The organism is Alloalcanivorax venustensis ISO4, assembly GCF_015356855.1.
GTDB classification, from domain to species: domain Bacteria; phylum Pseudomonadota; class Gammaproteobacteria; order Pseudomonadales; family Alcanivoracaceae; genus Alloalcanivorax; species Alloalcanivorax venustensis.
The window spans coordinates 229370-253916 of record NZ_ARXR01000001.1; the positions used below are offsets into that span (position 1 = coordinate 229370).

Annotated in this window: 26 protein-coding genes; 6 read left to right on the forward strand and 20 right to left on the reverse strand. The window is 65.7% G+C overall.

The genetic code is table 11. The features are described 5' to 3' along the window. Positions 1-127 precede the first annotated feature (127 nt). Genes ISO4_RS01050 through ISO4_RS01075 form a run of 6 tightly spaced genes read right to left on the reverse strand, consistent with a single transcriptional unit; the run spans position 128 to position 5450 of the window. Positions 128-739, reverse strand: coding sequence for a GNAT family N-acetyltransferase (locus ISO4_RS01050; protein ID WP_194854852.1), 612 nt, complete (start codon positions 737-739; stop codon positions 128-130). Between the two features lie 28 nt (positions 740-767). Then, entirely contained in the window at positions 768-1508 is a 741-nt protein-coding gene (locus ISO4_RS01055) for a sulfite exporter TauE/SafE family protein (protein ID WP_228547815.1), read from the reverse strand. Next, the gene (locus ISO4_RS01060; RefSeq protein WP_194854853.1) at positions 1509-2309 is read right to left on the reverse strand and encodes an SDR family NAD(P)-dependent oxidoreductase; all 801 of its coding nucleotides are present in this window, start codon (positions 2307-2309) and stop codon (positions 1509-1511) included. Continuing rightward, positions 2306-3241, reverse strand: coding sequence for an SDR family oxidoreductase (locus ISO4_RS01065; RefSeq protein WP_194854854.1), 936 nt, complete (start codon positions 3239-3241; stop codon positions 2306-2308). The genes ISO4_RS01060 and ISO4_RS01065 overlap by 4 nt, the downstream gene beginning before the upstream one ends. Further along, positions 3238-4149, reverse strand: coding sequence for a bile acid:sodium symporter family protein (locus ISO4_RS01070; RefSeq protein ID WP_194854855.1), 912 nt, complete (start codon positions 4147-4149; stop codon positions 3238-3240). Before ISO4_RS01070 ends, ISO4_RS01065 begins: the two co-directional genes overlap by 4 nt. A 14-nt stretch (positions 4150-4163) precedes the next feature. Then, complete coding sequence (locus ISO4_RS01075; protein ID WP_194854856.1) at positions 4164-5450, reverse strand: flavin-containing monooxygenase; 1287 nt, start codon at positions 5448-5450, stop codon at positions 4164-4166. A gap of 202 nt (positions 5451-5652) precedes the next feature. Between ISO4_RS01075 and ISO4_RS01080 the strand changes: the two genes are divergently transcribed. Then, positions 5653-6624 carry an AraC family transcriptional regulator gene (locus ISO4_RS01080; RefSeq protein ID WP_194854857.1) on the forward strand — a complete coding sequence of 324 codons (972 nt, stop codon included), beginning with the start codon at positions 5653-5655 and terminating at the stop codon, positions 6622-6624. Here the strand turns inward: ISO4_RS01080 and ISO4_RS01085 are convergent. The 5 genes from ISO4_RS01085 to ISO4_RS01105 all read right to left on the reverse strand — a co-directional run bounded on the left by ISO4_RS01085 (position 6621) and on the right by ISO4_RS01105 (position 10629). Beyond that, positions 6621-7892 (reverse strand): O-acetylhomoserine aminocarboxypropyltransferase/cysteine synthase family protein, encoded by a 1272-nt coding sequence (locus tag ISO4_RS01085; RefSeq protein WP_194854858.1) that lies wholly within the window; start codon positions 7890-7892, stop codon positions 6621-6623. The two genes, ISO4_RS01080 and ISO4_RS01085, sit on opposite strands and share 4 nt — an antisense overlap. Before the next feature lie 34 nt (positions 7893-7926). Beyond that, entirely contained in the window at positions 7927-8793 is an 867-nt protein-coding gene (locus ISO4_RS01090) for a crotonase/enoyl-CoA hydratase family protein (RefSeq protein WP_194854859.1), read from the reverse strand. A 15-nt stretch (positions 8794-8808) separates the two neighbouring features. Beyond that, positions 8809-9528: a helix-turn-helix transcriptional regulator gene (locus ISO4_RS01095; protein ID WP_194854860.1), complete on the reverse strand. Its 720-nt coding sequence runs from the start codon at positions 9526-9528 to the stop codon at positions 8809-8811. Positions 9529-9600: 72 nt separating this feature from the next. Beyond that, positions 9601-10101, reverse strand: coding sequence for an Mpo1 family 2-hydroxy fatty acid dioxygenase (locus tag ISO4_RS01100; RefSeq protein ID WP_142947622.1), 501 nt, complete (start codon positions 10099-10101; stop codon positions 9601-9603). 123 nt (positions 10102-10224) lie between these two features. After that, positions 10225-10629, reverse strand: a complete 405-nt coding sequence (locus ISO4_RS01105; protein WP_142947623.1) for a CBS domain-containing protein — start codon at positions 10627-10629, stop codon at positions 10225-10227. A 126-nt stretch (positions 10630-10755) separates the two neighbouring features. On the opposite strand from ISO4_RS01105, the gene ISO4_RS01110 reads away from it, so the two are divergent. Both ISO4_RS01110 and ISO4_RS01115 read left to right on the forward strand, forming a co-directional pair. Then, entirely contained in the window at positions 10756-13455 is a 2700-nt protein-coding gene (locus tag ISO4_RS01110) for an ATP-binding protein (RefSeq protein WP_194854861.1), read from the forward strand. After that, the gene (locus ISO4_RS01115; RefSeq protein ID WP_142947625.1) at positions 13448-14266 is read left to right on the forward strand and encodes a mechanosensitive ion channel family protein; all 819 of its coding nucleotides are present in this window, start codon (positions 13448-13450) and stop codon (positions 14264-14266) included. The genes ISO4_RS01110 and ISO4_RS01115 overlap by 8 nt, the downstream gene beginning before the upstream one ends. Before the next feature lie 8 nt (positions 14267-14274). Here ISO4_RS01115 and ISO4_RS01120 read toward each other — a convergent pair whose 3' ends face one another. The 3 genes from ISO4_RS01120 to ISO4_RS01130 all read right to left on the reverse strand — a co-directional run bounded on the left by ISO4_RS01120 (position 14275) and on the right by ISO4_RS01130 (position 16739). After that, on the reverse strand, positions 14275-15150 hold the full coding sequence (locus tag ISO4_RS01120) for a metal-dependent hydrolase (protein ID WP_194854862.1): 876 nt from the start codon (positions 15148-15150) through the stop codon (positions 14275-14277). A gap of 282 nt (positions 15151-15432) precedes the next feature. Beyond that, positions 15433-16173, reverse strand: coding sequence for a glutathione peroxidase (locus ISO4_RS01125; RefSeq protein WP_067604764.1), 741 nt, complete (start codon positions 16171-16173; stop codon positions 15433-15435). Positions 16174-16289: 116 nt separating this feature from the next. Continuing rightward, positions 16290-16739, reverse strand: a complete 450-nt coding sequence (locus ISO4_RS01130) for a Dps family protein (RefSeq protein ID WP_142947627.1) — start codon at positions 16737-16739, stop codon at positions 16290-16292. A gap of 201 nt (positions 16740-16940) precedes the next feature. Here ISO4_RS01130 and trhA point away from each other — a divergent pair, with 201 nt between their 5' ends. After that, entirely contained in the window at positions 16941-17618 is a 678-nt protein-coding gene (gene trhA / locus ISO4_RS01135; RefSeq protein WP_142947628.1) for a PAQR family membrane homeostasis protein TrhA, read from the forward strand. A gap of 6 nt (positions 17619-17624) precedes the next feature. Here the strand turns inward: trhA and ISO4_RS01140 are convergent, their stop codons facing one another. Together ISO4_RS01140 and ISO4_RS01145 are read right to left on the reverse strand one after the other, a co-directional pair. Then, a complete protein-coding gene (locus ISO4_RS01140) occupies positions 17625-18101 on the reverse strand; it encodes a glutathione peroxidase (protein WP_142947629.1) in 477 nt (158 codons plus the stop codon). Positions 18102-18168: 67 nt separating this feature from the next. Continuing rightward, a complete protein-coding gene (locus ISO4_RS01145; protein ID WP_194854863.1) occupies positions 18169-18843 on the reverse strand; it encodes a type 1 glutamine amidotransferase domain-containing protein in 675 nt (224 codons plus the stop codon). A 137-nt stretch (positions 18844-18980) separates the two neighbouring features. Here ISO4_RS01145 and ISO4_RS01150 point away from each other — a divergent pair, with 137 nt between their 5' ends. Next, positions 18981-20333: a deoxyguanosinetriphosphate triphosphohydrolase gene (locus tag ISO4_RS01150; protein ID WP_194854864.1), complete on the forward strand. Its 1353-nt coding sequence runs from the start codon at positions 18981-18983 to the stop codon at positions 20331-20333. A gap of 17 nt (positions 20334-20350) precedes the next feature. On the opposite strand, the gene ISO4_RS01155 is transcribed toward ISO4_RS01150, so the two are convergent. Continuing rightward, positions 20351-21124 carry an alpha/beta fold hydrolase gene (locus ISO4_RS01155; protein ID WP_228547816.1) on the reverse strand — a complete coding sequence of 258 codons (774 nt, stop codon included), beginning with the start codon at positions 21122-21124 and terminating at the stop codon, positions 20351-20353. Further along, positions 21099-21497 carry a gamma-glutamylcyclotransferase family protein gene (locus ISO4_RS01160; protein ID WP_323745315.1) on the reverse strand — a complete coding sequence of 133 codons (399 nt, stop codon included), beginning with the start codon at positions 21495-21497 and terminating at the stop codon, positions 21099-21101. Before ISO4_RS01160 ends, ISO4_RS01155 begins: the two co-directional genes overlap by 26 nt. 158 nt (positions 21498-21655) lie before the next feature. On the opposite strand from ISO4_RS01160, the gene ISO4_RS01165 reads away from it, so the two are divergent. After that, on the forward strand, positions 21656-22831 hold the full coding sequence (locus tag ISO4_RS01165; RefSeq protein ID WP_194854866.1) for a helix-turn-helix transcriptional regulator: 1176 nt from the start codon (positions 21656-21658) through the stop codon (positions 22829-22831). Positions 22832-22837: 6 nt separating this feature from the next. On the opposite strand, the gene ISO4_RS01170 is transcribed toward ISO4_RS01165, so the two are convergent. Continuing rightward, a complete protein-coding gene (locus tag ISO4_RS01170) occupies positions 22838-23737 on the reverse strand; it encodes an endonuclease/exonuclease/phosphatase family protein (RefSeq protein WP_142947635.1) in 900 nt (299 codons plus the stop codon). 22 nt (positions 23738-23759) lie between these two features. After that, positions 23760-24398 (reverse strand): thiol:disulfide interchange protein DsbA/DsbL, encoded by a 639-nt coding sequence (locus tag ISO4_RS01175; protein ID WP_194854867.1) that lies wholly within the window; start codon positions 24396-24398, stop codon positions 23760-23762. Positions 24399-24547 lie beyond the last annotated feature (149 nt).

Consider the following 24547-nt stretch of genomic DNA (forward strand, 5'->3'; position numbering starts at 1 on the left):
TAAGCAGGCCGCGCAGCAGCCGACCTTTCAGGTAGGACCAATCCATAGTTACCCTCTCCAAGTGGGTTCGACTATAGACCGGCATTGACGCGTTCTTCATGAGGCGAACGTACTAGGCGTTCACATTTTACATTTCAGATTCCGCCAGGGTGGCGTCACGCATCCAGAATTGCATGGTCTTTTCGGTTTCCTCGCTGTCCCCCAGGTCTTTCCAGGGAAAACGGGCGGTGAGCGCCGGCTCCGGCCGGTACCCGCGCCCTCGCCAGAACGGCTCCAGCGAGCGGTAATCGGCGGGACGCCGGGGGTGCGCCGGATCACGCACCACCGCGCAGAAGGCGGTCAGTGAATAGCCGAAGTCCTGGGCGTACAGCTCGCGCAGATCGAAGAACCGGTGGCCCACGCCCTCGCCACGGTACGCCGGCAGCAGCACCGACTCGCCGAAATAGAAGACCTGCTCGGGGGGCGGGCCGTGGCGCTCGAACGGCGCCACGAATTCCGGGTCGGCGTCACTCAGGGGCAGGCCGGTGGCGGCGCCGATCAGGCGGTTGTACTCCATCGCCAGCACCACCACGCTCTGCTTGGAACGGGCGTAGCGGTCCAGATAGTCCCGTTCGTACTCCGCGGAGCCGTCGTACAGGTAAGGGTAATCGCGAAAGATACGGATACGCAGCTCCGCGAGCTCGTCCAGCCACGGCTCCACGGCAATGCCGCTCACCGGTCGAATTTCCACTGCGGACATGGCGCCCTCCTTGTTGCTGCCTTAAATCCTAGAACACCAAGGCCAGCCCGGCCAGCAACAACACACTGAACAGCACCTGACGGAAGCGATGCTCGTCGACGCGGTGATGCAGAATCTCACCCAGCACGATGCCCGCCAGCACCACCGGCGCCAGCGCGGCAAGCTGTGGCCACACCGGCTGCAGCGCCCCCTGGGCGGCATACCCCAGGGTCAGCAGACCGTTGAGCGTGAACCAGACCATGATCAGGGTGGCCCGGAAACGGCTTTTGTCCAGGGTCACGCCGCTCAGCGCGTACACCAGCAAGGGCCCGCCGGACGCATACAAACCATGGGTGACCCCGGCCAGCAGCATCCACACCCGGCCCCAGCCGGCGCCGTGGGGCCGGGCCGGCGCGGGCCCGTGGCGCAGGCGCCAGAGCTCGCGGACACTGAACACCGCGATCAGCACACCGAACAGGGTTTGCAGCAGCGTCTGCCCCAGCCAGGGCCGCGCCAGATAACCGGCCAGGGTGCCCGCCGCCATCAACGGCAGAATGCCCCGTAACAACAGGCGCCAGTGCACCAGCCGCCGGTAGCGTAGCGACAGGTAGCCGCTGAGCAACAGGTTCAACGGCACCAGCACCGGCATCAGCGTATCCAGCGGCAATACCAGCGCCCCCAGGGACAAGGCGATGACGATGGAGCCGAAGCCGGTCATCGCCTCGGTGGTGTAAGCCAGCAGTACGAACAGGCCCAGCAACACCCACGGAGACAGCAACGGTTCCAGCATTCAGGATTCCAGTTCCACGGCGAAGCGGCGCCGCATCAGACGATGATAGGTATTCGGCGCCAGGCGCCACAACAAGCTGGCAAACACCGTGAAGCTGTCCGGGAACAGCCGCTTTTCGCCCCGCGTCAGCGCCTTCAGAATCCGCTCGGCCATCCAGTCGGCGCTGCGCACCTTGCCCACCGACGAGCGGGCGTGGGCGGCGGGCTTGCCGTCGAAGCCGAGCGCATTGGTTTCGATCGGCGTGGCCAGAAAGCTGGGGTACACCATCAGCACGCGGATGCCCTGGTCCGCCACCTCGCCGCGCAGCACTTCGAAAAACTGAGTAAGCGCCGCCTTGGCACTGCAGTAGCCGGCACGGCCCAGCACCGGCATCCAGCCGGCCATGGAGCCGATATTGACCACGCAGCCGCCACTCGCGCGCAGCAACGGCAGACAACCCAGGGTCAGCGCCACCGGCGCCTCCCAATCCACCGCCATGACCTGGCGGAACACTTTCATGTCGGTGCGCGCCGCCGGCGAGCGGTGGGTGATGCCGGCGTTGTTGATCAGCACATCCAGCCGGCCACCGGCGGTCACGGCGTCGATCAAGCGGTCCAGGGCCGGGCCATCGGTGAGATCCAGGGCGAAGTGGCGCACCCGGGGCGCGTCTTCGGCGGCCAGTTCGGCGTGCTTTTCCGCCAGGGCATCCGCGTCCCGGTCCACCAGAATCACGCTGTGGCCGCGCGCGAACGCCGCCCTGGCCAGCGACCAGCCCAGGCCGGACGCGGCGCCGGTAACCAGCGTCGTGGTCGGCGTGGTCATAATTGCCCCCTGGTTCGCGCCGCGTCAACGAACAGGCGGAACGCCTGCTCGGAGGTCTTTTCCGGTCGGTAACCGAACTCCTCTTTTAAGCGCCGGTTGCTGAGCACCGGCCGGTAGCGGAGAAAATTCAGCTTGTCCGGCGTGTGCGGCGTCAGCCCCAGGCGGTGGCCCAGCCACAGGGCAGCGCGCAACAGGCCGGCCGGCAGCACCAACACCGGCTTATCGAGAATCGCCGCCACCTGGCGCACGCCCAACGCGCCGTCGCCGGCCAGGTTGTAGACGCCCTCGGCGCCGGTCTCCACACCGCGCGCGATGGCGCCCACCACATCCCGGTCCCAGATGAATACGAACGGTGAATCGGAACCGGCGATGGCGAGGATCCGTTTGCGCTCGAACAACGCGGTGATCTGATTGCGGGTGCCCTCGCCGAGCACGGTACCGGGGCGCAGGATCAGCTGCCGCAACGCCGGATGACGTTGCCGGTAGTCCGCCAGCATCTCCTCCACCAGGCGCTTGTGGTCGGAATAGGCGAATTCCGGATTGCCGCGCAGTGGGTCCTGCTCATCCAGCCAGGGCGGGTTATCCGAGTGGTAGCCGTAGGCAGCCCCGGAGCTGGTGACAATAAGCTGCCCGACCCCGGCGCCGAGACAGGCGTCGAGCACATTGCGGGTGCCGTTCACGTCGATGTCGTAATCCCGCGCCCGGTCGCCGGAGTCCTCCAGCACGGCGGCCAGGTGGACCACGGTGTCGATGCGCTGCTCGCGCAGCAGCTCGCCCAGTGCGGGGTCGCGGATATCCCCTTCCCGGCATTCAAACGGCAGCCCCGGCGGCACCCGCACATCCAGCCCCAGCACGGTGTGGCCCTCGGCCAGCCGCTCGCCGAGCAGGCGCCCGATATAACCGCCGGCGCCGGTGATCAGTACCCGGCTCATACGCCCTCCTTGGCCACCGGCTCGGCGGAACGCGACCAGATCAGCGCCAGCGCCAGGCCGCTGACCAGATGCCAGACGCCCCAGAAGCCGGCGATCAGAATCATGCCCGCGGCCTGCGGGAAGAAGGTGAACAGAATCGCCAGCCCGAGACCGGAGTTCTGGATGCCCACCTCCATGGTGACTGCGCGCCGGTCGGCACGGTTAAGGCCCACCAGCAGCCCGGCCAGGGCGCCGACGCCCAGTGCCAGGGCGTTCTGGCCGATCACCAGCGCCACGATACGGTCCGCGTTTTCCAGGAACACATCCATGTTCTTACCGAACGCCAGGCCCACGAAGGCGAACAGCACCAGCAGCGTGATCACGCGCATGGGCTTCTGGGCACGCTCGGCGAAGCGTGGAAAGTGGCGGCCGGCCAGCATGCCCAGCACCAGGGGCAACGCCAGCACCAGCGCCACCAGCAGCAGGATGTTCCAGGGGTCGAGCGCGATCTCGGTGACCATCGCCCGGGTGTTGGGGTTCAGCCAGCCGTAGAGCGCGAAATTCAGCGGCGTGAGCACGGTGGCGGCCAGGCTGGACACCGCCGTCATGCTGACGGACACCGCCACATTGGCCCGCGCCAGCCAGGTCATGATGTTGGAAAAGGTGCCGCCCGGGCAGGAGGCCACCAGGATCATGCCCAGCGCCAGCTCCGGCTCCACGTCGAGAAACCAGGTGATCACGCAGGTCAGCGCCGGCAGCAATACGAACTGCGCCAGCAGCCCCGCCGCCGGCGCTTCCGGCATACGCAGCACGCGCCGGAAATCCTCGCCACGCAGGGTCAGGGAAACCCCGAACATCATCAGAGCGAGGATCACATTGAGCACGACCAGACTGCCGGTGCTGAAATCAATCGGGTTATCGGGGGACATACGTCGCCTCCTGGTTATTGTTCTTGCAGTGCCCGGCGCTGACGGGCCACTTCGGCCCGGTAGCTGTCCTTGTGCACGTAATAGGCCATGCGCGACAGCTTCAGATAACGATAGCCGCCGTCCAGGGATTCCCCGGCGCGCTCGCGCTTGGTGTTCTCCAGGCGCGCGGCGGCGGCATGGCCCTCGGCGCGGCGCTTGAGATACAGCGCCACCAGCTCGGCCTGTTCGTTGCGGCCCTCCCAGCCCAGACCGGCGGCCTCGATCATGCCCATCATGAACAGGTTGTCGTAGTGCGGGTGGAACACGTTCAGATACAGGCGCGGCGCGTCGCCCTGCCAGTTGAGCAGGTCGCTGTCGATAAAGGGGTAATCCAGCTTGTAGCCGGTGGCGAGCAGGATCAGGTCGTAGTCGGCGCGGCCGCCGTCGGTGAAGGTGACGGTGCGGCCCTGCATGTCGGCGATGTCGGTGCGCGGGGTGATGTCGCCGTGGCCGAGGTGATGCAGCACCAGGGAGTTGATCACCGGGTGCGCCTCGTACAGCCGGTAGTCCGGGTCCGGCAGGCCGTAGTCGCTGGGTCGGCCGATGATCATGCGGATCAGCCGGGCGTCCAGCCACTGCTTCAGGCGGCGCGGCAGCTTGATCTTGCCGCCGATGGAATCCGATGGCCGGCCGCCGATGAACTTGGGCAGGAAGTAGTAACCCCGGCGCACCGACAGATCCACGCTGTTCGCCTGGTGCACCGCGTCCACCGCCATGTCGCAGGCGGAGTTGCCGCAGCCGACGATCAGCACCCGCTTGTCGCGGAACAGGGACGGGTCGCGGTACTCCCGGGCGTGCCGTATCTCGCCGTCGAAGTGGCCGGGCAGCGCCGGCAGGTTCGGGGTATGCAGGGTGCCGCTGGCGATCAGCACGCCGTCGAACCAGCGGCTGCTCTGCTCGCCGTCCCGTTCCACGGTGACGCGCCAGCCCTCGCCTTCCGGCGTCACCGACAGCACCCGGGTGTTGAACCGGTAATGCTCGTAGAGACCGAAATGCCGGGCGTAATCCTGAAAGTAGCGCTTCAGCTCCGCGTGATGCGGGTAGGTGGCCACCCGCTCGTCCATGGGGAATTCGCGGAACTCGGTCATCCGCTTCGAGGAGATCAGATGCGCGGTTTCGTACATGGTGCTGTGGGGGTTATCGATGTCCCACAAACCGCCCACGTCGCCGTTCAACTCATAGCCGACGAAGGGCAGACCCTGTTTACTGAGGTTTCTTGCCGTGGCCAGGCCCATGGGGCCGGCGCCGATCACTGCGTACATGGGTAACGCCTTTTTTTGTGGCCTCCGTCCTTGGCGGCCACCCTGCGGGCCGCCTCTGACGAGGCGTCAAAAATCGTTCCAGACGATTTTTTGTTATTGTTTCAGACTTGTTTATAAGCCTAGCCCGCCGGCGTTTGCCGGACATGGCGGATTCGCGACGGGAATACGGTTAATTCAGGACCTCTCCATCCAGGACTTTTCCATGAGCCACAGCCCCACCGTCACGGTGCACTTCTCGCAAGCCATCATGCAGGCCGCCCAGCGCCTGGGGCTGGCGCTGCCCGGCGACCTGGTGGCACGCCTGGACCGCCGCGAGCGGGTCGACCTGGCCAGCCAGGACCGGCTCTGGGAAGCGTTCTGCGAGGGCGCCGGCGACCCGCTGGTGGGCGTGGATCTGGGCCTGGCGCTGCAGGTCGGGCACCTGGATACCGCCGGCATGATTCTGATGAGTTGCGAGACGCTGGACGAGGCGGTGGAATCGCTGATCGATTACCACCCGATCGTCGGCGAGGGCGGCGCCTTTCAGGTAGCGCGCGGCCCGCGCTTCTGCGAGGTGCGCTATGAGCCGGTCTACCGGACACGGCGCACCACGCGGGTGGAAGCGGTCATGGCCAGCCTGATTCATCTGACCCGGTGGAGCACCGGCGATGCCTTCCGCCCGGACCACCTGACGTTCCGCCACGCTGCCCAGGCTCAACCCCAGCGGTACCAGGACAAACTGGGGCTGCCGGTGCATTTCAACCGCGCCGACAACGCCCTGGTGTTCGCCAGCGATCAACTGGCTCTGCCGTTGATCCACGCCAACCCGGCCCTGTGCCGCCACCTGCGCGGCCTGGCCGACGAGCTGCTGGCGCGCCTGGACAGCCAGTCCCTGGGCGCCCGCGTCAGCACCCTGATCCGCGATCACCCACGCTGGGGCAAGGAGCGCATCGCCGGGGAACTGGGCATGAGCGGGCGCCATCTGATCCGCAAGCTGGCGGACGAAGGCACCAGCTTCAAGCTGTTGCGGGATACCTTACTGCAGGATCTGGCCGAACAGGCCCTGGCGAACGGCGCCCGCACCGGCCGGATCGCGGAGGATCTGGGTTTTTCCGATGAGAGCGCCTTCGCCAAGGCGTTCAAACGCTGGACCGGCAGGACGCCGGCCCGCTTCCGGGAGGCCCCGCCGGATTAGACGGCGGCCAGCGCCTGCTCGATGTCGGCGAGGATGTCGTCGATGTGCTCGATGCCCACGGACAGACGCACCAGGTCGGCACTGACGCCGGCGGTCTTGAGCTCCGCCTCGTCCAGCTGACGGTGGGTAGTGGTGGCCGGGTGGCAGGCCAGTGATTTGGCGTCGCCGATGTTCACCAGACGTTTGATCATCAACAGCGCATCGATGAAGCGGGCGCCGGCATCGCGGCCGCCTTCAATGCCGAAGCTGAGAATCGACGCGGGCACGCCGCCGTCCATGTAGCGCTGCGCCAGTTGATAGTCCTGGTCGCTGTCCAGGCCGGCGAAGTTCACCCAGGCCACTTTCTTGTGATCCCGCAGGTAGCGGGCCACCGCCAGACCGTTCTCGCAATGCCGCTCCATGCGCAGGCTCAGGGTCTCGATGCCCTGAAGAATCAGAAAGGCGTTCATCGGCGACAACGCCGCGCCCATATTGCGCAGCGGCACCACCCGGGCACGGCCGATAAACGCCGCCTCGCCCATGGCTTCGGAATAGATCACGCCGTGATAGCTGGGGTCCGGCTCGTTGAATTGCGGGAAGCGCGGGTTGTCCTTCCACGGGAAACGCCCGGAATCGACGATGGCGCCGCCCACGGTGGTGCCGTGGCCGCCCATGTACTTGGTCAGGGAATGCACCACGATGTCCGCGCCGTGCTCGAACGGCCGGCACAGTGCCGGCGTGGCCACGGTGTTGTCGACGATCAGCGGCACCCCGGCGTCGTGGGCCACCTTGGCCAGCGCCGCCAGGTCGACGATGTTGCCGGCCGGGTTGCCGATCGACTCGCAGAACACCGCTTTGGTGCGCTCGTCGATGGCCGCGGCCATGGCCGCCGTATCGCGGCCGTCCGCCATGCGCACGTCGATGCCCATGGTCGGCAGGGTGTGGGCGAACAGGTTGTAGGTGCCGCCGTAGAGCTGGCTCACCGAGACGATGTTGTCGCCGGCGCGGGCCAGGGTCTGGATCGCCGCGGTGGTGGCGGCCATGCCCGAGGCCATCGCCAGGGCGCCGATGCCGCCTTCCAGTTGGGCGACGCGCTCTTCGAGCACCGCGTTGGTCGGGTTCATGATGCGCGTGTAGATGTTGCCCGGCACTTTCAGGTCGAACAGGTCCGCGCCGTGCTGGGTGTCATCGAAGTAGTAGCTGGTGGTCTGGTAGATCGGCACCGCCACGGAGTGGGTTTCCGGATCACCGGCGAACCCGCCGTGAATCGCTATGGTCTCTTTTTTCATGGTGTCCTCGCTGGGTCTTCGATTTTTTAGCGGGTTATTTCAACGGCGGTTCGGGCCAGAAATTAAACTCCGCGGGCACATGGTTGAGATCGGTATCGAACACCGGGTCCCGTTTTTCCAAAAAGGCGGTGAAGCCGTCCTTGCCGTCCCAGAACTCATTGGCGCGGTAGATCATTCTCGACTCCACCGCATGGGCCTGCATCGGATGGTCGAAGGTGGGGTTACGCCACAGCATCTGCTTGGCCAGCGCCACCGATACCGGTGAGCTTTTGGCGATCAGCTTGCGGGCCAGCGCCAGGGCGGCGTCGAGCACTTCTTCCTTGCCGTGCAGGCTGCGGAACAGGCCCGCTTCCAGACCTTCCTCGGCGAGGAAGATGTCGCCGCTGTAGACCCATTCCAGCGCTTTCTGCATGCCCACCGCGCGGGGCAGGAACCAGGTGGAGCACGCCTCCGGCGTCAGGCCGCGCTGGGTGAAGACGAAGCCGATCTTGGCGCCCTCGGCGGCCAGGCGGAAGTCCATCGGCAGGGTCATGGTGATGCCGACGCCCACGGCGGCGCCGTTGAGCGCGCCGATCACCGGCTTGCGGCAATTGAAGATCGCCAGCGACACCTCGCCGCCGGAATCACGGATGGTGCCCACCGGCGGCTCCTCGCCCTCGGCATCGTCGTAACCGAACACATGGCCGCCGTCCTCCGGCTGCATCTCCATGCCGGCACAGAACGCCCGCCCGGCGCCGGTGACCACCACCGCGCGCACCTGGTTGTCGCGGTCCGCCTCGCCGAACACGTGCACCAGTTCGTCCTTCATGCGCAGGGTGAAGGCGTTCATGCGGTCGGGCCGGTTCAGGGTGACGGTAAGAATATTGTCCGCCAGCTCGGTGCGGATGTGCTGGTACTCCATGATAACTCCCGGTTTTTATTGATCGTGAAGGCGGGGCTCGTCGAGATGCTCCACCTGAATGGGGAAGGCTCTAGCATAGCGGGAAGGCAGGGTGTCGAACATGGCACGGAGGGTGCGATTGAGATGCGGCTGATCGTAGAAGCCGGCGGCCAGCGCCAGATCCGTGAGGCTCATGCCGTCACGCCACAGAGTGAGCGCCCGCTGGCACTTGAGATGCAGCTGGAAGCGCTTCAGATTGACGCCCAGTTCTTCGCGGAAAAGGTGCCGGAACCGGGATTCGGACAACCCCACCGCCTCGGCCAGGGCGGCGCCGCCCAGGCCGGCGGCGTCATCACCCCGGCGCAGGGCGCGGCAGGCGAGCACCACGCGCGGATCCAGCGGACGGGGTTCACCGGCTTCCAGGGTGGCGCGCGCCGCCAACGCCGCGGCGGCGGACGGCGACGCCGCCAGCTCGTTCAGGCAGGCGCGGAAACGGGGATGTTCGGCCAGCGGAAACTCACCGCCCGGGCCCTGCAACCGCAGCGCCCGCCAGGCACGGTGGTCCGGGTCCAGGTGCAGCACCGCCACCGGACCGTCGCTGTCCAGCGCCTGGTCCACATCCGGCGCCGCCCAGACCGCCTCGGCGGTGATCCAGTGGCCGGCCAGCTGCACGCGAATCGGCTCACGGCCCAGGCTCACCAGCAGCGACGCCGCCACATGGCTGTGCGGCCGGTTGTGCAGATGCGGCGCCAGCATGCACCAGCCCCCTTCCCAAAGGAAAAGGGGCGAGCGGGGGCGCGTTTCAGCGTACGCCATTCGGCGCCCGGTTCAGGACGGGCGGCCGTGGCCCGGGGTGCGGCTGAGCCCCAGCTTGTAGGCCAGCTCCAGGCTGACGAACACCGGGCCCACCAGCAGGAACACCAGGTCGTCGGTGAACGACGGCTTCTTGCCTTCCACCTTGTGGCCCCAGACCTGCACCGCCCAGGCCACCAGCCACAGCACCAGCGCGCTCCAGCCCAGCGACAGGGCACTGCGATCGACCAGCGTGACCACCGCGATGGACACCGCCAGCCAGCCCAGCATCAGCAGGGACACCCCCATGGAAAGCCGCAGGTAGAACGGCATGCACAGCACCGCCAGCAGGGTGCCGCCGTTGACCCAGTAGGCCGCCGCGCCTTCCAGGCCCAGCCACTGGCCGACCGGAATCAGCCAGAACAGCCCCAGCGTGGAGACGAAAATCGCCGGCACACAAAAAATATGCACCCACTGGTTCACCGGGTGGCGATGGCTGTCGCCGTAATCATGTAGAAAAGTCGACAGATCACGCATGACAACACTCCTCTTGTTGTTTTAGGGCCTGTTCACACTACCTCAAACACTAGCGACGCGGATGCCGGCAAACTTGTATGTAGCGGCTGGCGATCCAGCGGCTGGCGTCCCAGCGGCCGGCGGTCAATCGCCGCGACGGCTGTCGTTCAGCGCCTGCAGCACCGCCCGGCGGGTCAGCAGGCCCACCAGCCGGTCGCCGCTGTCCAGCACCGGGTAGATTTTCGGCTTCTGCTTGACCATCAGCCCGGCCACGTCGACCACCGAATCGTCCTCGCGCACGGTGAGCGGCTGATCGTGCATCAGCTCTTCCACCCGCAGTGACCCTTCCTGGTGATAGCTGGACACCAGCAAATGGCGCAGGCAGTCCTGCTCGGAGACGAAACCGATCACCCGGTGATCGCCGTCGATCACCGGCAAGCCGGTATAGCGCCCGTTCAACAGTGTCGCCACCACCGACGTCATTTCGGTGCCCGCCACCAGAGAGGGCGGGTGCCGCACCATCAGATCCCTGACCACTAACGAAGCCATTTGCCAATCTCCTTGTCACCGCCGCGATCATCACGTCCGTACCCCGACTATACACCGCCGCGGCGCGGATGACGCCCGCTCAAGGCGTCCCTACAATGGCGCAAAACCACTAAAAAGGAACAGACCATGGGGTTTTCGCGGCGGCACCGGTTTTATTTCGTCCTCGTGGCGTTATGGCTCACCGGTCCGGCCCTTGCCGCCAGCGATGCCCAGTGCCAGCGCGAACAGGCCGCGCTCAACCAGTGGCGCGAAGGCAACGAGCGGCTGGAGGCGCATCTTGAGCACCTGGACACGGCCCTGGCCGGGGAACCGGTGGCGCCGGCGGCGCTCACCGACGCGCTTGGCGCCGCCCCCACCGGCACCGCGCCGCCGCCGTCGCGGGCGCCCGCCGCCGTGGTGCCCGGCTGCGACGCCCTGGCCCCGGAGTACAAAGGGGTGCGCGAACGAACCCTGCGGCTCACCGAACAACGCCGGGCGAAACGGTTGCAATGGTTTGAGCTGGCCGACGAACAGCGGCGCGCCCTGACCACCTGGCACGAGCTCTACCAGAACCTGGCCGGCGCCCCGGCCGAGGGCGGCTCCGACGATTATCTGCGCGAGCGCCTGGCCGGCCTGATCGCCCTGACCCCGCTGCTGCGCCGGGATCCGGCCGCCGCCTTCACCGCGCTGGACCGGCTGGCCCGGCGCCCGGGCACCCCGCCCTGGCTGAGCGCGGCGGAACCGGCCCAGGAGATGCTCTGGCGCCGGCAGAGCGCCGAGGCGCAACGCCAGGTGCTGGCGCTGCGCGCCGCTTTATGGGATCAGGCCGGCGGCCTGTCGTTGCTGACCGGGGGCGGCGGGCTCGACGCCGCGCTGACGGTGATTGATCTGGAAACCGGGCTGGCCGTGGACCGTCTCTATCAGGCGTTCCAGCTCACCTTCCAGGAGGGGCGCCTGAACGGCGAGATGCGCCGCTATCTGCCGCTGCTCAGCAATGCCCTGGCGCTGCTGCTGGGTATCGCCCTGTTCGCGGTGCTGATCCATTTCAGCCGGCGCGGCAAAGGCGCCCTGCTGTCGCTGCACGCACGCGTCATGGAAGCCAGCGGCGGGCGCCGCTGGCTGTGGAACCTCAGCCGGCTGGTGGCGGGGCTGGCGCCGCTGCTGCCGTGGCTGATTCCCTGGTTCGCCCTCGACCTGGTGGAACCGGCGCTGCAGGCGCCCTCCACCCGCTTGCTGCTGTGGCTGCTGCCGCTGGCCCGGCTGTACGTGGTGTTCGGGCTCACCTGGCTGATCGGCGAATGGCTGGTGCTGCGCGTGGCCCAGGGCGCCGGCACCTACCTGAACGGCGAACAGGCCAACCAGGCCGGCGAACGGGCGCGCCGCGTGGCGGTCTGGCTGATGCTGCCCTGGGCGCTGTTCCTGGCGGTGGACCAACTGCTCGGCGGCGGCCTGCTGCACGATTTCAGCGGGCTGCTGCTGGGGCTGGCGCTGTACGCCGCCATCGGCCGCCTGCTCACGCAGCGCGGCGAGGACTACCTGGTGTGCCTGCAGAGCATTCTGCCGTCGCGGCTCGACCCCCTGGCGGCGCGCCTGCTCAGTCAGCGCCTGTTCTCCTGGACCGCGCCCTTGCTGCTCCCGGTGGCTCTGGTGTACTTCGTGTTCCGTTACCTGGACCAGCTACTGGCCGGCGCCGACTGGTACCTGCGCCTCAAGGCGCGCTGGTTCCGGATGCGCGCGCAAAGCGGCGACGAGGACGAAAAAACCGAGGACGACACCCAGCCCGCCCGCGAGTATCAGCAGTGGTTCGACGCCGGCCTGCCCGACGACGAGCCGGCGCCGTTTATCGATACCGGGCTCACTGACGCGATGGAAAAAGCGATCCAGCGCTGGCGCGAGGACAAAACCGACGAGAACACCCTGCTGGTGGCCGGCGAGAAAGGCAGCGGCAAAAGCATGGCGGCGCGCCGCCTGACTCGCGCCCTGGAGAAAAACGATGAGGGCCTGCGGGTGGTGTCCGTGGCGGTGCCGCCCAAGACCCTGGCCCCGGAGGACGTCATCGCCCTGGTCGCCGAGGCCCTGGACGAATCTCTCGAGGAGGGCCCCGCCAGCCTGGTGAAGAACGATGAGCAGCGCCGCCCCACCCTTTTGGTACTGGACGAAGCGCAGAATTTCTTCCTCGCCCGGATCGGCGGCCTGGAAGGCTGGCGCACGCTGCTGCGTTTGACCAACGCGCGCCTGGACAATCTGTTCTGGCTGGTGCTGCTCAACAACCAGAGCTGGGCGTACCTGTGCAATGTGTTCGGCCGGGAATATCAGTTCCGCAATGTGGTGCGCGTGAAGCGCTGGGGGCAGAGCGAGATTCGCTCCCTGATTCTGTCGCGGCACCATCTTTCCGGCCAGACCCTGCGTTACGACGAGGTGCTGCTGTCCTCCCGGGGGCCGGAGGCGGGCAACGTGCGCAACGCCGAGCAGCGCTACTTCAGCCTGCTGTGGGACGCCTGCCGGGGTAACCCGATGGCGGCGCTGAGGCTGTGGCTGAGCTCGGTGAAAGTGACCCGTCGCCAGGTGCTGGTGGGGCTGCCCGCCAAACCGCAGGGCACCGCGGTGGAAAAGGCCGGCGAGAATCTGCTGTTCGTGTACGCCGCCATCGCCACCCACGAAAACCTGTCCAGCGGGGAGATCGTGGCCGCCACCGACCTGCCGGAAAATGTGGTGCGTTACGCCCTGAAGGCGGGCTTCGACGCCGGCTTTATCCGCCAGAGCGACGACGGGCGGTACCGGCTGGTGCCGCTCTGGTACCACACCGTGATCAACCATCTGACCAGGAAGAATCTGCTCCATGAATGAAAGCGGCGATATTGTCACGGACCTGGCGGTGGTGGTGGACCTGTTCAACGCCTACGCCATTCTTTTGCTGGTGGCCGGCGGTTTCTGCCTGTGGGCGCTGAACTGGGGCATTCAGAAAGTCAGCGGCTCGCTGATGGACAAGGTGCCGGCACGCCGCTTTCTGATCCTGCAGATCACCACGCTGATCGGCTTTCTGATCTACACCCTGGGCACCGGCGCGCTGATCGTCGGGGTGCTCAACCCGCCGCGGGAATTCATCCTGGCGGCGGCGGGCTCGATCGCGGTGGCGCTGGGCTTCGCGCTCAAGGACGTGGCGGCGTCGCTGGTGGCCGGCCTGCTGTTGCTGTTCGACCGGCCGTTCCAGGTCGGTGACCGGATCAGCTTCGGCGACACCTACGGCGAGATCGTCGCCATCGGCCTGCGCGCGGTGCGCGTGCAGACGCTGGACGACAACCTGGTGACGATTCCCAACGCCCGTTTCATCACCGACGTGGTGGCCTCCGGCAACGCCGGCGAGCTGGACATGATGGTGGTCACCGACTTCCATGTGTCGGTGCAGGCGGACCTGGAACAGGTGCGCGGCATTATCGAGGAAGTGATCGTCACCAGCCGCTACGCCTATTTGAAAAAGCCGGTGACCTTCGCCATTGAAGAGGTGGAAATCGGCAACGCCCTGGCGGTGCGGTTCCGCTCCAAGGCCTATGTGCTGGACGTGCGCTACGAAAAAGCGTTCCAGAGTGACGTGGTGTTGCGGGTGACCGCGCTGTTCCGCGACCAGGAGATTCCCCGGCCGCGGATACTGCGCGACTGAACGTAGCGTTAGCGGGGCGCCAGCTCCGGCCGATCCAGCATCTCGGCCAGCCGTGCCAGGGCGCGCTCGCGCACCGCGCGGCTGTCTTTCTTTTCCGGGTGGAACGACGGCTTGTAGTAAGCGGCGTAGGAACGGCCCAGCCGGCGCAGCCAGCCCGGGCGGCCGAGCAGCCAGTTCAGGCCGTTGCCCACCGAGCGCAAATCACGCTTGTCGTCCATGCCCTGGCGCAGCTGGATGTAGTGGAAGATGGTGAAGCCGATGAATTCCACCGTGGTCAGCGCCATCTCCGACGTGCGCACCCAATAGCTGCCCACCTGATCGGCATAGACGTCGAACGCCACCGCCTTGTGCTCGCTTTCCTCGATGGCGTGCCACAGCCACAGCGGCAGCATGCGCTCGTCCATGCCTTCGAGGAACTCGGGCTCCTCAAGCATCAGCTCGGCGAGCATGGCGGTGAAGTGCTCCAGGGCACAGGTCTTGGCGAGCTGCCGCTCCGGAGAAAACTTCTTGGCGATCCACTTCATGCCTTCATGAACATAATCGTGCACCTTCTGGGTCGGTACACCCTTGCTCTCCATGAAGGCGTTGAACTGTTCGTGTTCGTTGCCGTGGTGCGCCTCCTGGCCGATGAACCCTTTCACCCGCTCGCGCAGATCCGGGTCGGTGATCTGTTTCTGGTAGTGGCGCACCGAGCGCACGAAGAAGCGCTCGCCTTCCGGGAAGGTACAGGACAACGCGGTCAGCAGGATGGTCTTGAACTGGTCGCCGGCGAACCAGTAGCGCGGCATGTCCGGGTCGAACTGGAAATCCATACGCCGGGGCTGAATGTCGCTGCCGTTGGTGCGGCGCGGCTCGTTCGGGGAAATCGGGGCTTTGGCGTTCATAGCAATCATCTTCCCTGTCGCGGTGAGCGGCGCCTCGACGACGCCTCACTGGAACCTTGAGTAATGACCGTCAATATGGGCCAGCGCACCCGGAACACTCCAGGGCCGGTTGTGCCATTTTTTAATCCGCGGGTGGCCCGCCCGGAGACCGCGGCGGCCACGCATAAAAAAGGCCGGCGGGGAGCCGGCCAGTTGGGGAAGATCATGGCGCGGGGCAAACCCGCGCCCGTGGGCACATCCTTTTGCCCGGGGTTGAGCATTACGGTGAGCGCGTAATGGGTTTCAGGCGGTGGCTTTGAGCCAGTCGGTCAGCTCGTCGGCGCCACCGATACGCTGGCCTTCGATGTACACCTGCGGCGTGGTGCCGGCGCCGGTGACGGCGGCCAGGGTGCTGTAGCTCAGGCCACGGTTGCCCAGTTCGATTTCCTCGAACTTGAAGCCGGCGTCGCGCAGTTCGCGCTTGGCGCGGGCACAGTGCGGGCAGCCCGGCTTGGTGAAGATGGTCACCCGTTGGGGCAGGGACGCTTCACCGTTGATGTGGGTCAGCATGGTGTCGGCGTCGGACACTTCGAACGGGTCGCCGGGCTTCTCCGGCTCAATGAACATCTTCTCGATCACGCCGTCCTTCACCAGCATGGAATAGCGCCAGCTGCGCGGACCGAAACCCAGATCCTGCTTGCCGACCAGCATGCCCATCTTTTCGCTGAACTCGCCGTTGCCATCCGGAATGAAACGGATGTTGTTGGCGTCCTGATCACCGGCCCAGGCGTTCATCACGAAGCCGTCGTTCACCGACAGACAGATGATTTCGTCAATGCCGTTGGCTTTGAACACCGGCGCCAGTTCGTTGTAACGCGGCAGATGCGTGGACGAACAGGTCGGCGTGAACGCGCCGGGGAGGGCGAACACCACTACGTTTTTGCCGGCGAACAGATCATCGGTGGTAACGTCTTTCCACTCGTTCCCTTCGCGGGTACGGAACGTAACTTCAGGTACTTTTTCGCCTTCACGATTCTCCAACATTAAATGCTTCCTCCTGTTCGGTGCATCGGAATGTGGCTGAATGATGAGAGCATGGTAGCCACCGCGCCCTCATCAATAAAACGGATAGTTTCTATATAGCGAATAGCCCTTCGCTATCAATCGCCCAGGTGGGCGGACAGCATCCAGGCGGCCTTCTCGTGGATCTCGATACGCTCGCTGGCGATTGCCGCGGTGCCTTCGTCCTCATGGCCGGCGGCCAGCTTGAGCACCTTGTTGGCGCGCTCCGCCACGATGCGATGGTCCGCGGTCAGCGTCTTCAGCATTTCCGTGGCGTCCGGCTCGCCCTCGGCGTCCTTCACGGACGACAGGCGGGCGAAGGCCGCGTAACTGCCCGGCGCTTTATCGCCCAGGGCGCGAATTCGCTCCGCGATGGTGTCCACCGCCGTCGCCAGCTCGGTGTACTGCTGTTCGAACAGCAGGTGCAGGCTGTGGAACATCGGGCCGGTGACGTTCCAGTGGTAATTGTGGGTTTTCAAATACAGGGTATAACTCTCCGCGAGCAGTTTACTCAGCTCCTGGGAGACTTCTTTGCTGTGTTCAATCATGGTGCTCTCCTTTGCGGGAATGTCCGGATTGACTCCAATACCTTCACGCTAAGCCCTTGGGGTCGGAACCGCGAACTCATTTTCGATATACTCGTCATAGCTTGGTGCAATCGAACCTTTATCCGCGCTTTGCAAGCCGCAAAGCCAGCGCTCATGATGCGCGTTTTCAGTGAACGGCGGGTTAACACTCAAGGAACGTGTATGACGACACCTTCTACACCCTCCGCGTCTTCCGAGCCGGGTCAGCCGGACTACCCTCTGATCGAAGAGGTGATCAACAGCCTCACCCATGCCATCGGCCTGCTGCTGAGCATCGCCGGCACCGCGGTACTGGTGGCGTCGGCCAGCGTCCAGGGCGACCCCTGGAAAATCGTTTCCTTCAGCGTGTTCGGCGCCAGCCTGGCGCTGCTGTACGGCGCCAGCATGCTCTACCACGGCAGCCGGCGCCCGCATTGGCGGGCGCTCTACAAGATGCTGGATCACTGCGCGATTTTCGCGTTGATCGCGGGCACCTATACGCCGTTTCTGCTGGTCAACATGCGCGGCACCGTGGGCTGGACCCTGTTCGGCGTGATCTGGGGGCTGGCGTTCACCGGTATCGTTCTGAAGCTGCGTTTCGGTAACCGCTACAAACTGGCCCGGGTGGGGATTTATCTGGCCATGGGCTGGCTGGTGATGTTCGCGTCCGGGGAGCTGATGGACACGGTCAGCCCGTTGGGCTTCTGGCTGCTGCTCGCCGGCGGCATCACCTATACCGCCGGCGTGGTGTTTTATCTGGCCGACCGGCTGCCGTACAACCACGCCATCTGGCATCTGTTCGTGGTGGGCGGCAGTGTCTGCCATTTCTACGCTATCTACTACGCGGTGCTGCCCGCCTGACGGGCCTCAGAGCAGCGCTTCGATGTCGTCGGCGAGCTTTTCCGGCTTGTCCTTCGGCGCGTAGCGCTTGACCACGTTGCCGTCGCGATCGACCAGAAACTTGGTGAAGTTCCATTTGATCGCCTCGGTGCCCAGCAGGCCCGGCGATTCCGATTTCAGAAACTTGAACACCGGATGGGCGTTGTCGCCGTTGACGTCCACTTTTTCGAACATCGGGAACGAGACGCCGTAATTCTTCTCGCAGAAGGCGCCGATTTCCTCGGCCTCGCCGGGCTCCTGGCGGCCGAACTGGTTGCAGGGGAAACCCAGTACTTCCAGCCCCCGGTCGGCGAAGTTGGCGTACAGCTTCTGCAGCCCTTCGTACTGCGGCGTGAAGCCGCACTTGCTGGCGGTGTTCACCACCAGCAGAACCTTGCCCTTGTAGTCGGAGAGGGGCTTTTCCTCGCCGTTGAGCGTGCGTGCCTTATAGTCGAAAAGACTCATGGACCTTCTCCTTATCAAAGGGCCGTAACGTCGGCGGGCAGTCCCGCCCGCCGACCCGACGGTGCGCCTAGTCCGAGTATAGCGCTTCCACCACCGCTTTCGCGGTCACTTCGCTGGAGGGCGGGTTCTGGCCGGTGACCAGGCGCCCGTCGGTGACCACCTGGGGCTCGAATTTGCCCTTGTTGTGGATCTCCGCGCCCAGCTCCTGGAGACGGGTTTCCAGCAGAAACGGCATCACCTCGTCGAGGCCCACTTCCTGCTCCTCTTCGTTGGTGAAGCAACTCACGCGGCGGTTCTTGACCAGCGGCACGCCGTTTTCGTCACGTACCCCGACCAGGGCCGCCGGGCCGTGGCAGACCGCGCTGACCACGCCGCCCTGGGCCCAGGTGCGCTCCAGCACGCCGGCCACCAGGGGGTTGTCCGGCATGTCGAACATGGCGCCGTGGCCGCCGGGCACGAATACCCCGACGAAGCCGTCTTCCCAGATTTCCTCCAGGGGGCGGGTGTTTTCCAACTCGGCGATAGCGTCCTTCCACTGTGCTTTCTGCTCATCGTCCGGCACCGAGCGGGGATCGATCGGCACCTTGCCGCCGGTGGGGCTGGCGACACGCACCGGCACCTTGTTGTCGCGGAAAATCTGGTAGGGAATCGCAAACTCCTCCAGCCACAGACCGGTTTGTTGCCCCTGACCCATCTGTGATGCGCTGGTGACCAGCATCAGAAGTGGCTTGTCCAAATTCATAGTGGCTCCTCGTCGATATTCCGCTTGACGCTGACAGACGCGGCATCAAGATGTGATGAACTTCATTCGCCGTTTCTCACAGCGTGGGGGCGGCCTTCACCATTTCAACGACCGCCCCCCGGACGGATACTCAAACCATGAACTGGGAACAATTGCTCAACAAGGGCCGCCTGGGACACCGCGACGCCAAGGACGAAACCGGCCGCACCGCCTTCCTGCGTGACCACGACAAGATCATCTTCTCCGGCGCCTTCCGCCGCCTGGCGCGCAAAACCCAGGTGCACCCGCTGGCCACCAACGACCATGTGCACAACCGGCTCACCCACTCCCTGGAGGTGTCCTGCGTGGGCCGCACCCTGGGCATCCGCGCCGGCGAGCGCCTGCAGGCCCTCGGCCATCTCCCGGAGGGGGCCGGCGCCACCGACCTGGGCGATATCGTGCAGTCGGCCTGCCTGGCCCACGACATCGGCAACCCGCCGTTCGGCCACACCGGCGAGCGGGCGATCCGCGCCTGGTTCCAGGAGCGCGGCCAGCGTTATCTGGACCTGCTCACGCCGGAGCAGCAATCCGATCTGATCTACTTCGAGGGTAACGCTCAGGGTTTCCGCATCCTCACCAAGAGCGAATACCATCAGTACGACGACGGCATGCGCCTGACCTACGCCACCCTGGCGACCTTCCTGAAGTACCCCTGGCTGTCGTCCCGCGCCGCCGAGGGCGGGCTCAAGCCGGGCAAGTACAGCGCCTTTCTGTCCGAGGCCGACGCCTTCCAGGAAGTGTGCGCGGCCACCGGGCTCAGGGAGCTGGCGCCCGGCCGCCATTGCCGCCACCCGCTCGCCTACCTGATGGAGGCGGCGGACGACTTCTGCTACGCGATCATTGATCTGGAAGACGGGCTGGAGATGGATCTGCTGCACTGGGACGAGGTCTACGCCCTGCTGCAGCCCGCCCTGCCGGACAACAACGAAGTGCGCCGCCTGGTCCATTCCGAGCTGCGCGACGGCCGCAAGGCGGCGCTGCTGCGCGGCAAGATCATTGAGCGGTTTATCGAAGCGGGGGTCGAGGCCTTCGTCGCCAACCACGAGGCTCTGCTGGCCGGCAACATGGAAGGCGACCTGCTGCACCATTGCGAACCGGCGGTCTACGACGTCGTGGAAAACGCCAAGCAGCTGGCGCGCGGCAAGGTGTTCGAGCACCCGCGCAAGATCGAGCTGGAGATCGGCGCCTTCGAGGTGATGGGCGCCCTGCTGGACGGCCTGATCGAGGCGTCGCTGTCCCACGCCCGCGGCGCCACGCGCAACTACCGCCACGAGCGCATCATCGATCTGATCGGCCGCCACAGCTTCCCGGACGGCCTGGCGGACATGGACGAACAGGAACGGCTCTACCAGTGCATCATGCGGGCGCTGGACTTTCTCGCCGGCATGACCGACAACTACGCCACCTATCTGGCCAAGCAGTTCTCCGGCATGGCGGAAACGCGCTACTAATGCGCCACTGAGGCCCGCTAGAGCCGCAGCGCTTCGAGCTGCTTGTTGAGGGCCTGGCTGAACGCCTCCGGCTGTTCCCACTGGGGGAAATGGCCGGGGTACGCCAGTACCGTGTCACTGACCCGGCCGGCGCAGCGCTGGCGGGCGACATCCGGGATCATTTCACCGTTGATGGCGAACAGCGGCGCCTTCACGGCCGCGAAGGCGGGCTCCGGGTTCCAGCGCAACAGGTCACCCCACAGCGGCAGCATCTTGTCCGGGGCCGCGGACGCCATCTGCGCGCCGAGCGTCTGTTTCAGGTGCTCCGGCATGGCGTCGGAGGTGTTGGCCTCCACCAGCCTGCCCACCGCCGCCGGGAAATCCTCGTGGAAGCCGCCCTCGATGCCGGCGGCGTCGTCCTCCGACAGATCGCCGTAGGGAATGATGAAGGTGTCGACGAACACCACGGCGGCCACGGATTCCAGCAGCGCCGCCGCCTCCAGCGCCACCGCGCCGCCCATGGAGTGGCCCACCAGCACCACCCTGGCGGGCCGCCGGGCGCGCACCAGATCGGCGATATCCCGCGCCATGCCAGCCACCGTCCAGGTGCCCGGGGTCGAGGCGGAGTCGCCATGGCCGGGAAGATCCGGCGCCAGAAAACTCACCGTCTCCGGCGCGCTTTCCAGGTAGGCGTGCCAGTCGCTGCGCCGGCAGCACCAGCCGTGCACCAGCACCACCAGGGTGTCGCCGGACCCGTTCTTCTCGGTGGCCGCCAGCCGGCGCCCGTCACTCAGTATGACTTCCCGTTCCAAGTTGTTTCCCCCTAAGCGGATAAAAGGCTCGATGCGTCAACGGACGGCGCCGCCAGTCGCCATGGTGCAGTGGCCGCCCGGCCGGAGCGCTGGCGCGCAGGTACACCCAGGCACGCCCCCACGGCGTGTCGATCAGGCGCCGCTGGTAGTCACCCGGATAGCCTTCAAGCACATCCAGGCGCTGCAGAATCAGGCGGCTGACCCGGTAGACCTCGCCGGTCACGGCGGTGCGGCCACCCGGCGACAGCACCGGGTAAGGGCCCAGATCGATCAGCCTGAACAACGGCGGCGTGGTCCACCGGCCCAAGTACGAAGCGCCCTTCAGCCAGCCGTGGTTGCCCTCCCCGGCCAGCAGCGTGCCATAGACGAACACTCTCAAGATGGCGTCTCCGCCCGTGGCGGCAGCGTAATTCGCGGTATCGGCATTTTGCGGTCGGTTGTCCCATCGTTACGTTCACGCGCCGGCGACGCCAGTGCGTCTTGTTTTGTGACATAGTTGACCGTGGGGGACAAGGAGACATTGGGGGTTTTATGGAAGGTTCGAGCAGGCTGCCTTACACCGGGGCAGGCCATCAGGCGCTTCTGGATACACTTTATGCCACGCCCACGGATCAGTCGCTGTGGCGGAATTTTCTCCACAAGCTGGTCACCGTCAGCGAATCCCGGTCAGCCCGTCTGCTGGTGCTCGACAAGGCTGCTGAGACGGTGCGCTCCAGCACCAAGATCAATATCGACGACCGCGCCCACCAGAACTACGTGGATTATTTCGTCAACACCTGCCCCTGGCGGCCGGAATTGAAGGAAAAGCCCGCCGGCCGGCTGTATTCCACCTACCTGGATTTTTCCTGCCGCCAGCGTCGCTTCTACAAGACCGAGTTCTATAACGACTGGGCCCGCAACCTGGATATCCACCACGGTGTCTGCGGCACCGTGTACCAGACCGACGAATACACCATCCAGCTACTGGTGCAGCGCACCGGCGGGCAGGGCCCCTACGAGGCCCAGGACACCGCCTGGTTCAATGAGCTGGTGCCCCATGTGCGCCGGGCCATTGACCTGACCCGCCATCTCCATCAGCTGGAATGGAGCAACCGCGGTGGCCGGCTGGCCGCGCACCGGCCGTTCGCGGTGCTCGGCAACGGCGGCCGGGTGGAATTCCTCTGCGACCGGGCGCGGGCGCTGATCGCCAAAGAGGAAGAGCTGGTCTGCCGGCACGGGCGTCTGGCACCGAAACGGCAAGCCCCCCGCGAGCGTTTCATGGCGCTGGTGGACAAGGTGATCCTCGGCGCCGGCCGGGACTGGCGCCACCCGGGAGGCACCGTCACCCTGCCCCGGCGCGGCGGCGGCCAGTTGGTGTGCATGATCAGCCCGATGGCACCGGAGAACAGCGGCGCCCTGCTGGCGCCGGAAGGCCGCGCGCTGGTGTACTTCCACGCGCCGGAGTACGAGGGCGCCGTGGACGAGCAGCAGATCGCCGAGCTGTTCGACCTGACCCCGGCGGAAGCCCGCGTGGCCCGCGCCATCGCCGAAGGCGGCGACCTCAAGACCCTGGCGGCCGGTCTGTCGTTGTCGGTGGATACGCTGCGCGGGCAGCTGAAGTCGGTGTTCCGGAAAACCGGCACCCGTCGGCAGAACGAACTGGCGGCGAGGATTCTCCGCTCGCCGGCCCTGCGCGCCGCGGAAACGCTGCCGATCAAACTGTCCTAGCGCCGCTCAGTCGATCAGCGGCAGCCGGTGCTCCAGGGTGGCGGCCCGCACCGCGTCGGGAATGCGGATTTCCGTGGCCAGGGGCAGGTGGTCGGAAAGCAGGCAGTCGGTGAGCACCCGGCTGTGGCTGACCTCCAGCTCGGGGGACGCCAGGATATGGTCGATGTGCCGGTCCGGGGCCCAGCTCGGGAAGGTGTTCAAATCGCCCTCCACGGCGCGCAGGCCCAGCTCCGCCAGCGGCGAACTGCCCAGGTGCTCCAGCCGGCAATTGAAATCACCCACCACCACGGCGTAACGGAACGGCGACAGCAGGCGGGTGATGTAGGCCAACTGGGTGTTGCGCATTTTCTCGCCCAGCGCCAGGTGCACCACCGCCAGCACCAGCGGCTCCACCGGGTGGCCGAACTTGACCAGGATCACGCCGCGCCCGGGCAGGCCGGGGAGGATGTGGTCCTCCACGGAATAGGGCGTCAGGCGGCTCAGAAAGCCGTTGCTGAACTGGCCCAGCCGGCCCAGGTTGCGGTTGAGTTGCTGATGCCAGAAGGGGAAATCGGCCAGGGACGCCAGGTGAACCAACTGATTCACATTGCGTGAACGCAAACTGCCGCCATCCACCTCCTGCAGGCCGACCACATCGAAATGGCGAACCACATCGGCGATCTGCTCGATGGTCTCGACACTGCGCGGGTGCGCCACCAGATGCTTCCAGCTGCCGGTGAAATACTCCCGGAACCGGCTGGTGCCGATGCCCGCCTGAATGTTGAAGCTCAGCAGCCTGAGGGTGTCATCCGGCAGGGTGACCTCGCGCACCCGGCGGGTGCGGCGGTGGCCTTCGCGTGCGAAGGAAAACCCGGCGGGCCGGGTTTTCCAGGACTGGTACGCGGTTCGCGCGCGCTCCAACAGCATTCAGCTTGAACTCCCGAAAGGGCTAGCGGCGTTCCTTCTTCACCAGGAAGTCGATCACGTCGAACATTTCCTGATTGTTACGCAGGCCGTCGCGAAGAATCAGATACTTCCCGTTGACCACGAAGGACGGTACGCCGCGGATCTGGTAGTCGCGGGCCAGCGCGTCGGTCTGACGCAGCTTGGTGGACACCCCGAAAGAGCTGTAGAGCTGGTTGAACTCATCCTCTTCCACGCCGTATTTGGCGAAGAAGTCGGCCAGCGCGGTGGGGGTGAACAGCGGCTCCCGGTGCTTGTGAATGGCGTCGAACAGGGGTTTGTGGATCTCATCCACCTTGTCGAGGATGTCCGCCACATAGTAGGCGCGGGCCAGGGGCTCCGCGTTCTGCAGGAAGGTCACCGGCGAGCGGACGTAGTTAACGTGCTCCGGCTTGTCTTCCAGCCAGTCCTCGATCACCGGCTCCAGACTGAAGCAGTGCGGGCAGATGTAGGAGAAGAACTCGCGCACTTCCACCTGACCGGGCTCGTCCACATTGCCGGGATTGTTCAGAACCTTGTAGTGGGTCCCTTCCGCGTAGCGGGCGTGCTCGCCGCCGGATTCCTGTGCCCAGGCCGCCGCCGTAAGAGTCAGGCCGAGCAGCACCGCCATAACCGTTCGCAACATGAGGTTCTCCTTGTTGTTGGCTGTTCCACTTTGATCGTGGCAGATAGGACCGTGGTAACGCGAAAACGCTCCCCACGGTCACGGAAAGTTGCATTATTACCGCATTGGCGCCGTCTTGCCCATGAACGGCGGCCACAAAAAAGGCAGCC

Coding starts and splice junctions, on each gene's coding strand:
- ISO4_RS01055 (WP_228547815.1), bottom strand. CDS start 1,508: ATGCTGGAACCGTTGCTGTCTCCGTGGGTGTTGCTGGGCCTGTTCGTA.
- ISO4_RS01165 (WP_194854866.1), top strand. CDS start 21,656: ATGGAAGGTTCGAGCAGGCTGCCTTACACCGGGGCAGGCCATCAGGCG.
- ISO4_RS01145 (WP_194854863.1), bottom strand. CDS start 18,843: ATGAATTTGGACAAGCCACTTCTGATGCTGGTCACCAGCGCATCACAG.
- ISO4_RS01125 (WP_067604764.1), bottom strand. CDS start 16,173: ATGTTGGAGAATCGTGAAGGCGAAAAAGTACCTGAAGTTACGTTCCGT.
- trhA (WP_142947628.1), top strand. CDS start 16,941: ATGACGACACCTTCTACACCCTCCGCGTCTTCCGAGCCGGGTCAGCCG.
- ISO4_RS01130 (WP_142947627.1), bottom strand. CDS start 16,739: ATGATTGAACACAGCAAAGAAGTCTCCCAGGAGCTGAGTAAACTGCTC.
- ISO4_RS01120 (WP_194854862.1), bottom strand. CDS start 15,150: ATGAACGCCAAAGCCCCGATTTCCCCGAACGAGCCGCGCCGCACCAAC.
- ISO4_RS01175 (WP_194854867.1), bottom strand. CDS start 24,398: ATGTTGCGAACGGTTATGGCGGTGCTGCTCGGCCTGACTCTTACGGCG.
- ISO4_RS01070 (WP_194854855.1), bottom strand. CDS start 4,149: ATGTCCCCCGATAACCCGATTGATTTCAGCACCGGCAGTCTGGTCGTG.
- ISO4_RS01090 (WP_194854859.1), bottom strand. CDS start 8,793: ATGGAGTACCAGCACATCCGCACCGAGCTGGCGGACAATATTCTTACC.
- ISO4_RS01095 (WP_194854860.1), bottom strand. CDS start 9,528: ATGCTGGCGCCGCATCTGCACAACCGGCCGCACAGCCATGTGGCGGCG.
- ISO4_RS01050 (WP_194854852.1), bottom strand. CDS start 739: ATGTCCGCAGTGGAAATTCGACCGGTGAGCGGCATTGCCGTGGAGCCG.
- ISO4_RS01115 (WP_142947625.1), top strand. CDS start 13,448: ATGAATGAAAGCGGCGATATTGTCACGGACCTGGCGGTGGTGGTGGAC.
- ISO4_RS01100 (WP_142947622.1), bottom strand. CDS start 10,101: ATGCGTGATCTGTCGACTTTTCTACATGATTACGGCGACAGCCATCGC.
- ISO4_RS01075 (WP_194854856.1), bottom strand. CDS start 5,450: ATGTACGCAGTGATCGGCGCCGGCCCCATGGGCCTGGCCACGGCAAGA.
- ISO4_RS01170 (WP_142947635.1), bottom strand. CDS start 23,737: ATGCTGTTGGAGCGCGCGCGAACCGCGTACCAGTCCTGGAAAACCCGG.
- ISO4_RS01065 (WP_194854854.1), bottom strand. CDS start 3,241: ATGAGCCGGGTACTGATCACCGGCGCCGGCGGTTATATCGGGCGCCTG.
- ISO4_RS01140 (WP_142947629.1), bottom strand. CDS start 18,101: ATGAGTCTTTTCGACTATAAGGCACGCACGCTCAACGGCGAGGAAAAG.
- ISO4_RS01085 (WP_194854858.1), bottom strand. CDS start 7,892: ATGAAAAAAGAGACCATAGCGATTCACGGCGGGTTCGCCGGTGATCCG.
- ISO4_RS01150 (WP_194854864.1), top strand. CDS start 18,981: ATGAACTGGGAACAATTGCTCAACAAGGGCCGCCTGGGACACCGCGAC.
- ISO4_RS01105 (WP_142947623.1), bottom strand. CDS start 10,629: ATGGCTTCGTTAGTGGTCAGGGATCTGATGGTGCGGCACCCGCCCTCT.
- ISO4_RS01110 (WP_194854861.1), top strand. CDS start 10,756: ATGGGGTTTTCGCGGCGGCACCGGTTTTATTTCGTCCTCGTGGCGTTA.
- ISO4_RS01060 (WP_194854853.1), bottom strand. CDS start 2,309: ATGACCACGCCGACCACGACGCTGGTTACCGGCGCCGCGTCCGGCCTG.
- ISO4_RS01080 (WP_194854857.1), top strand. CDS start 5,653: ATGAGCCACAGCCCCACCGTCACGGTGCACTTCTCGCAAGCCATCATG.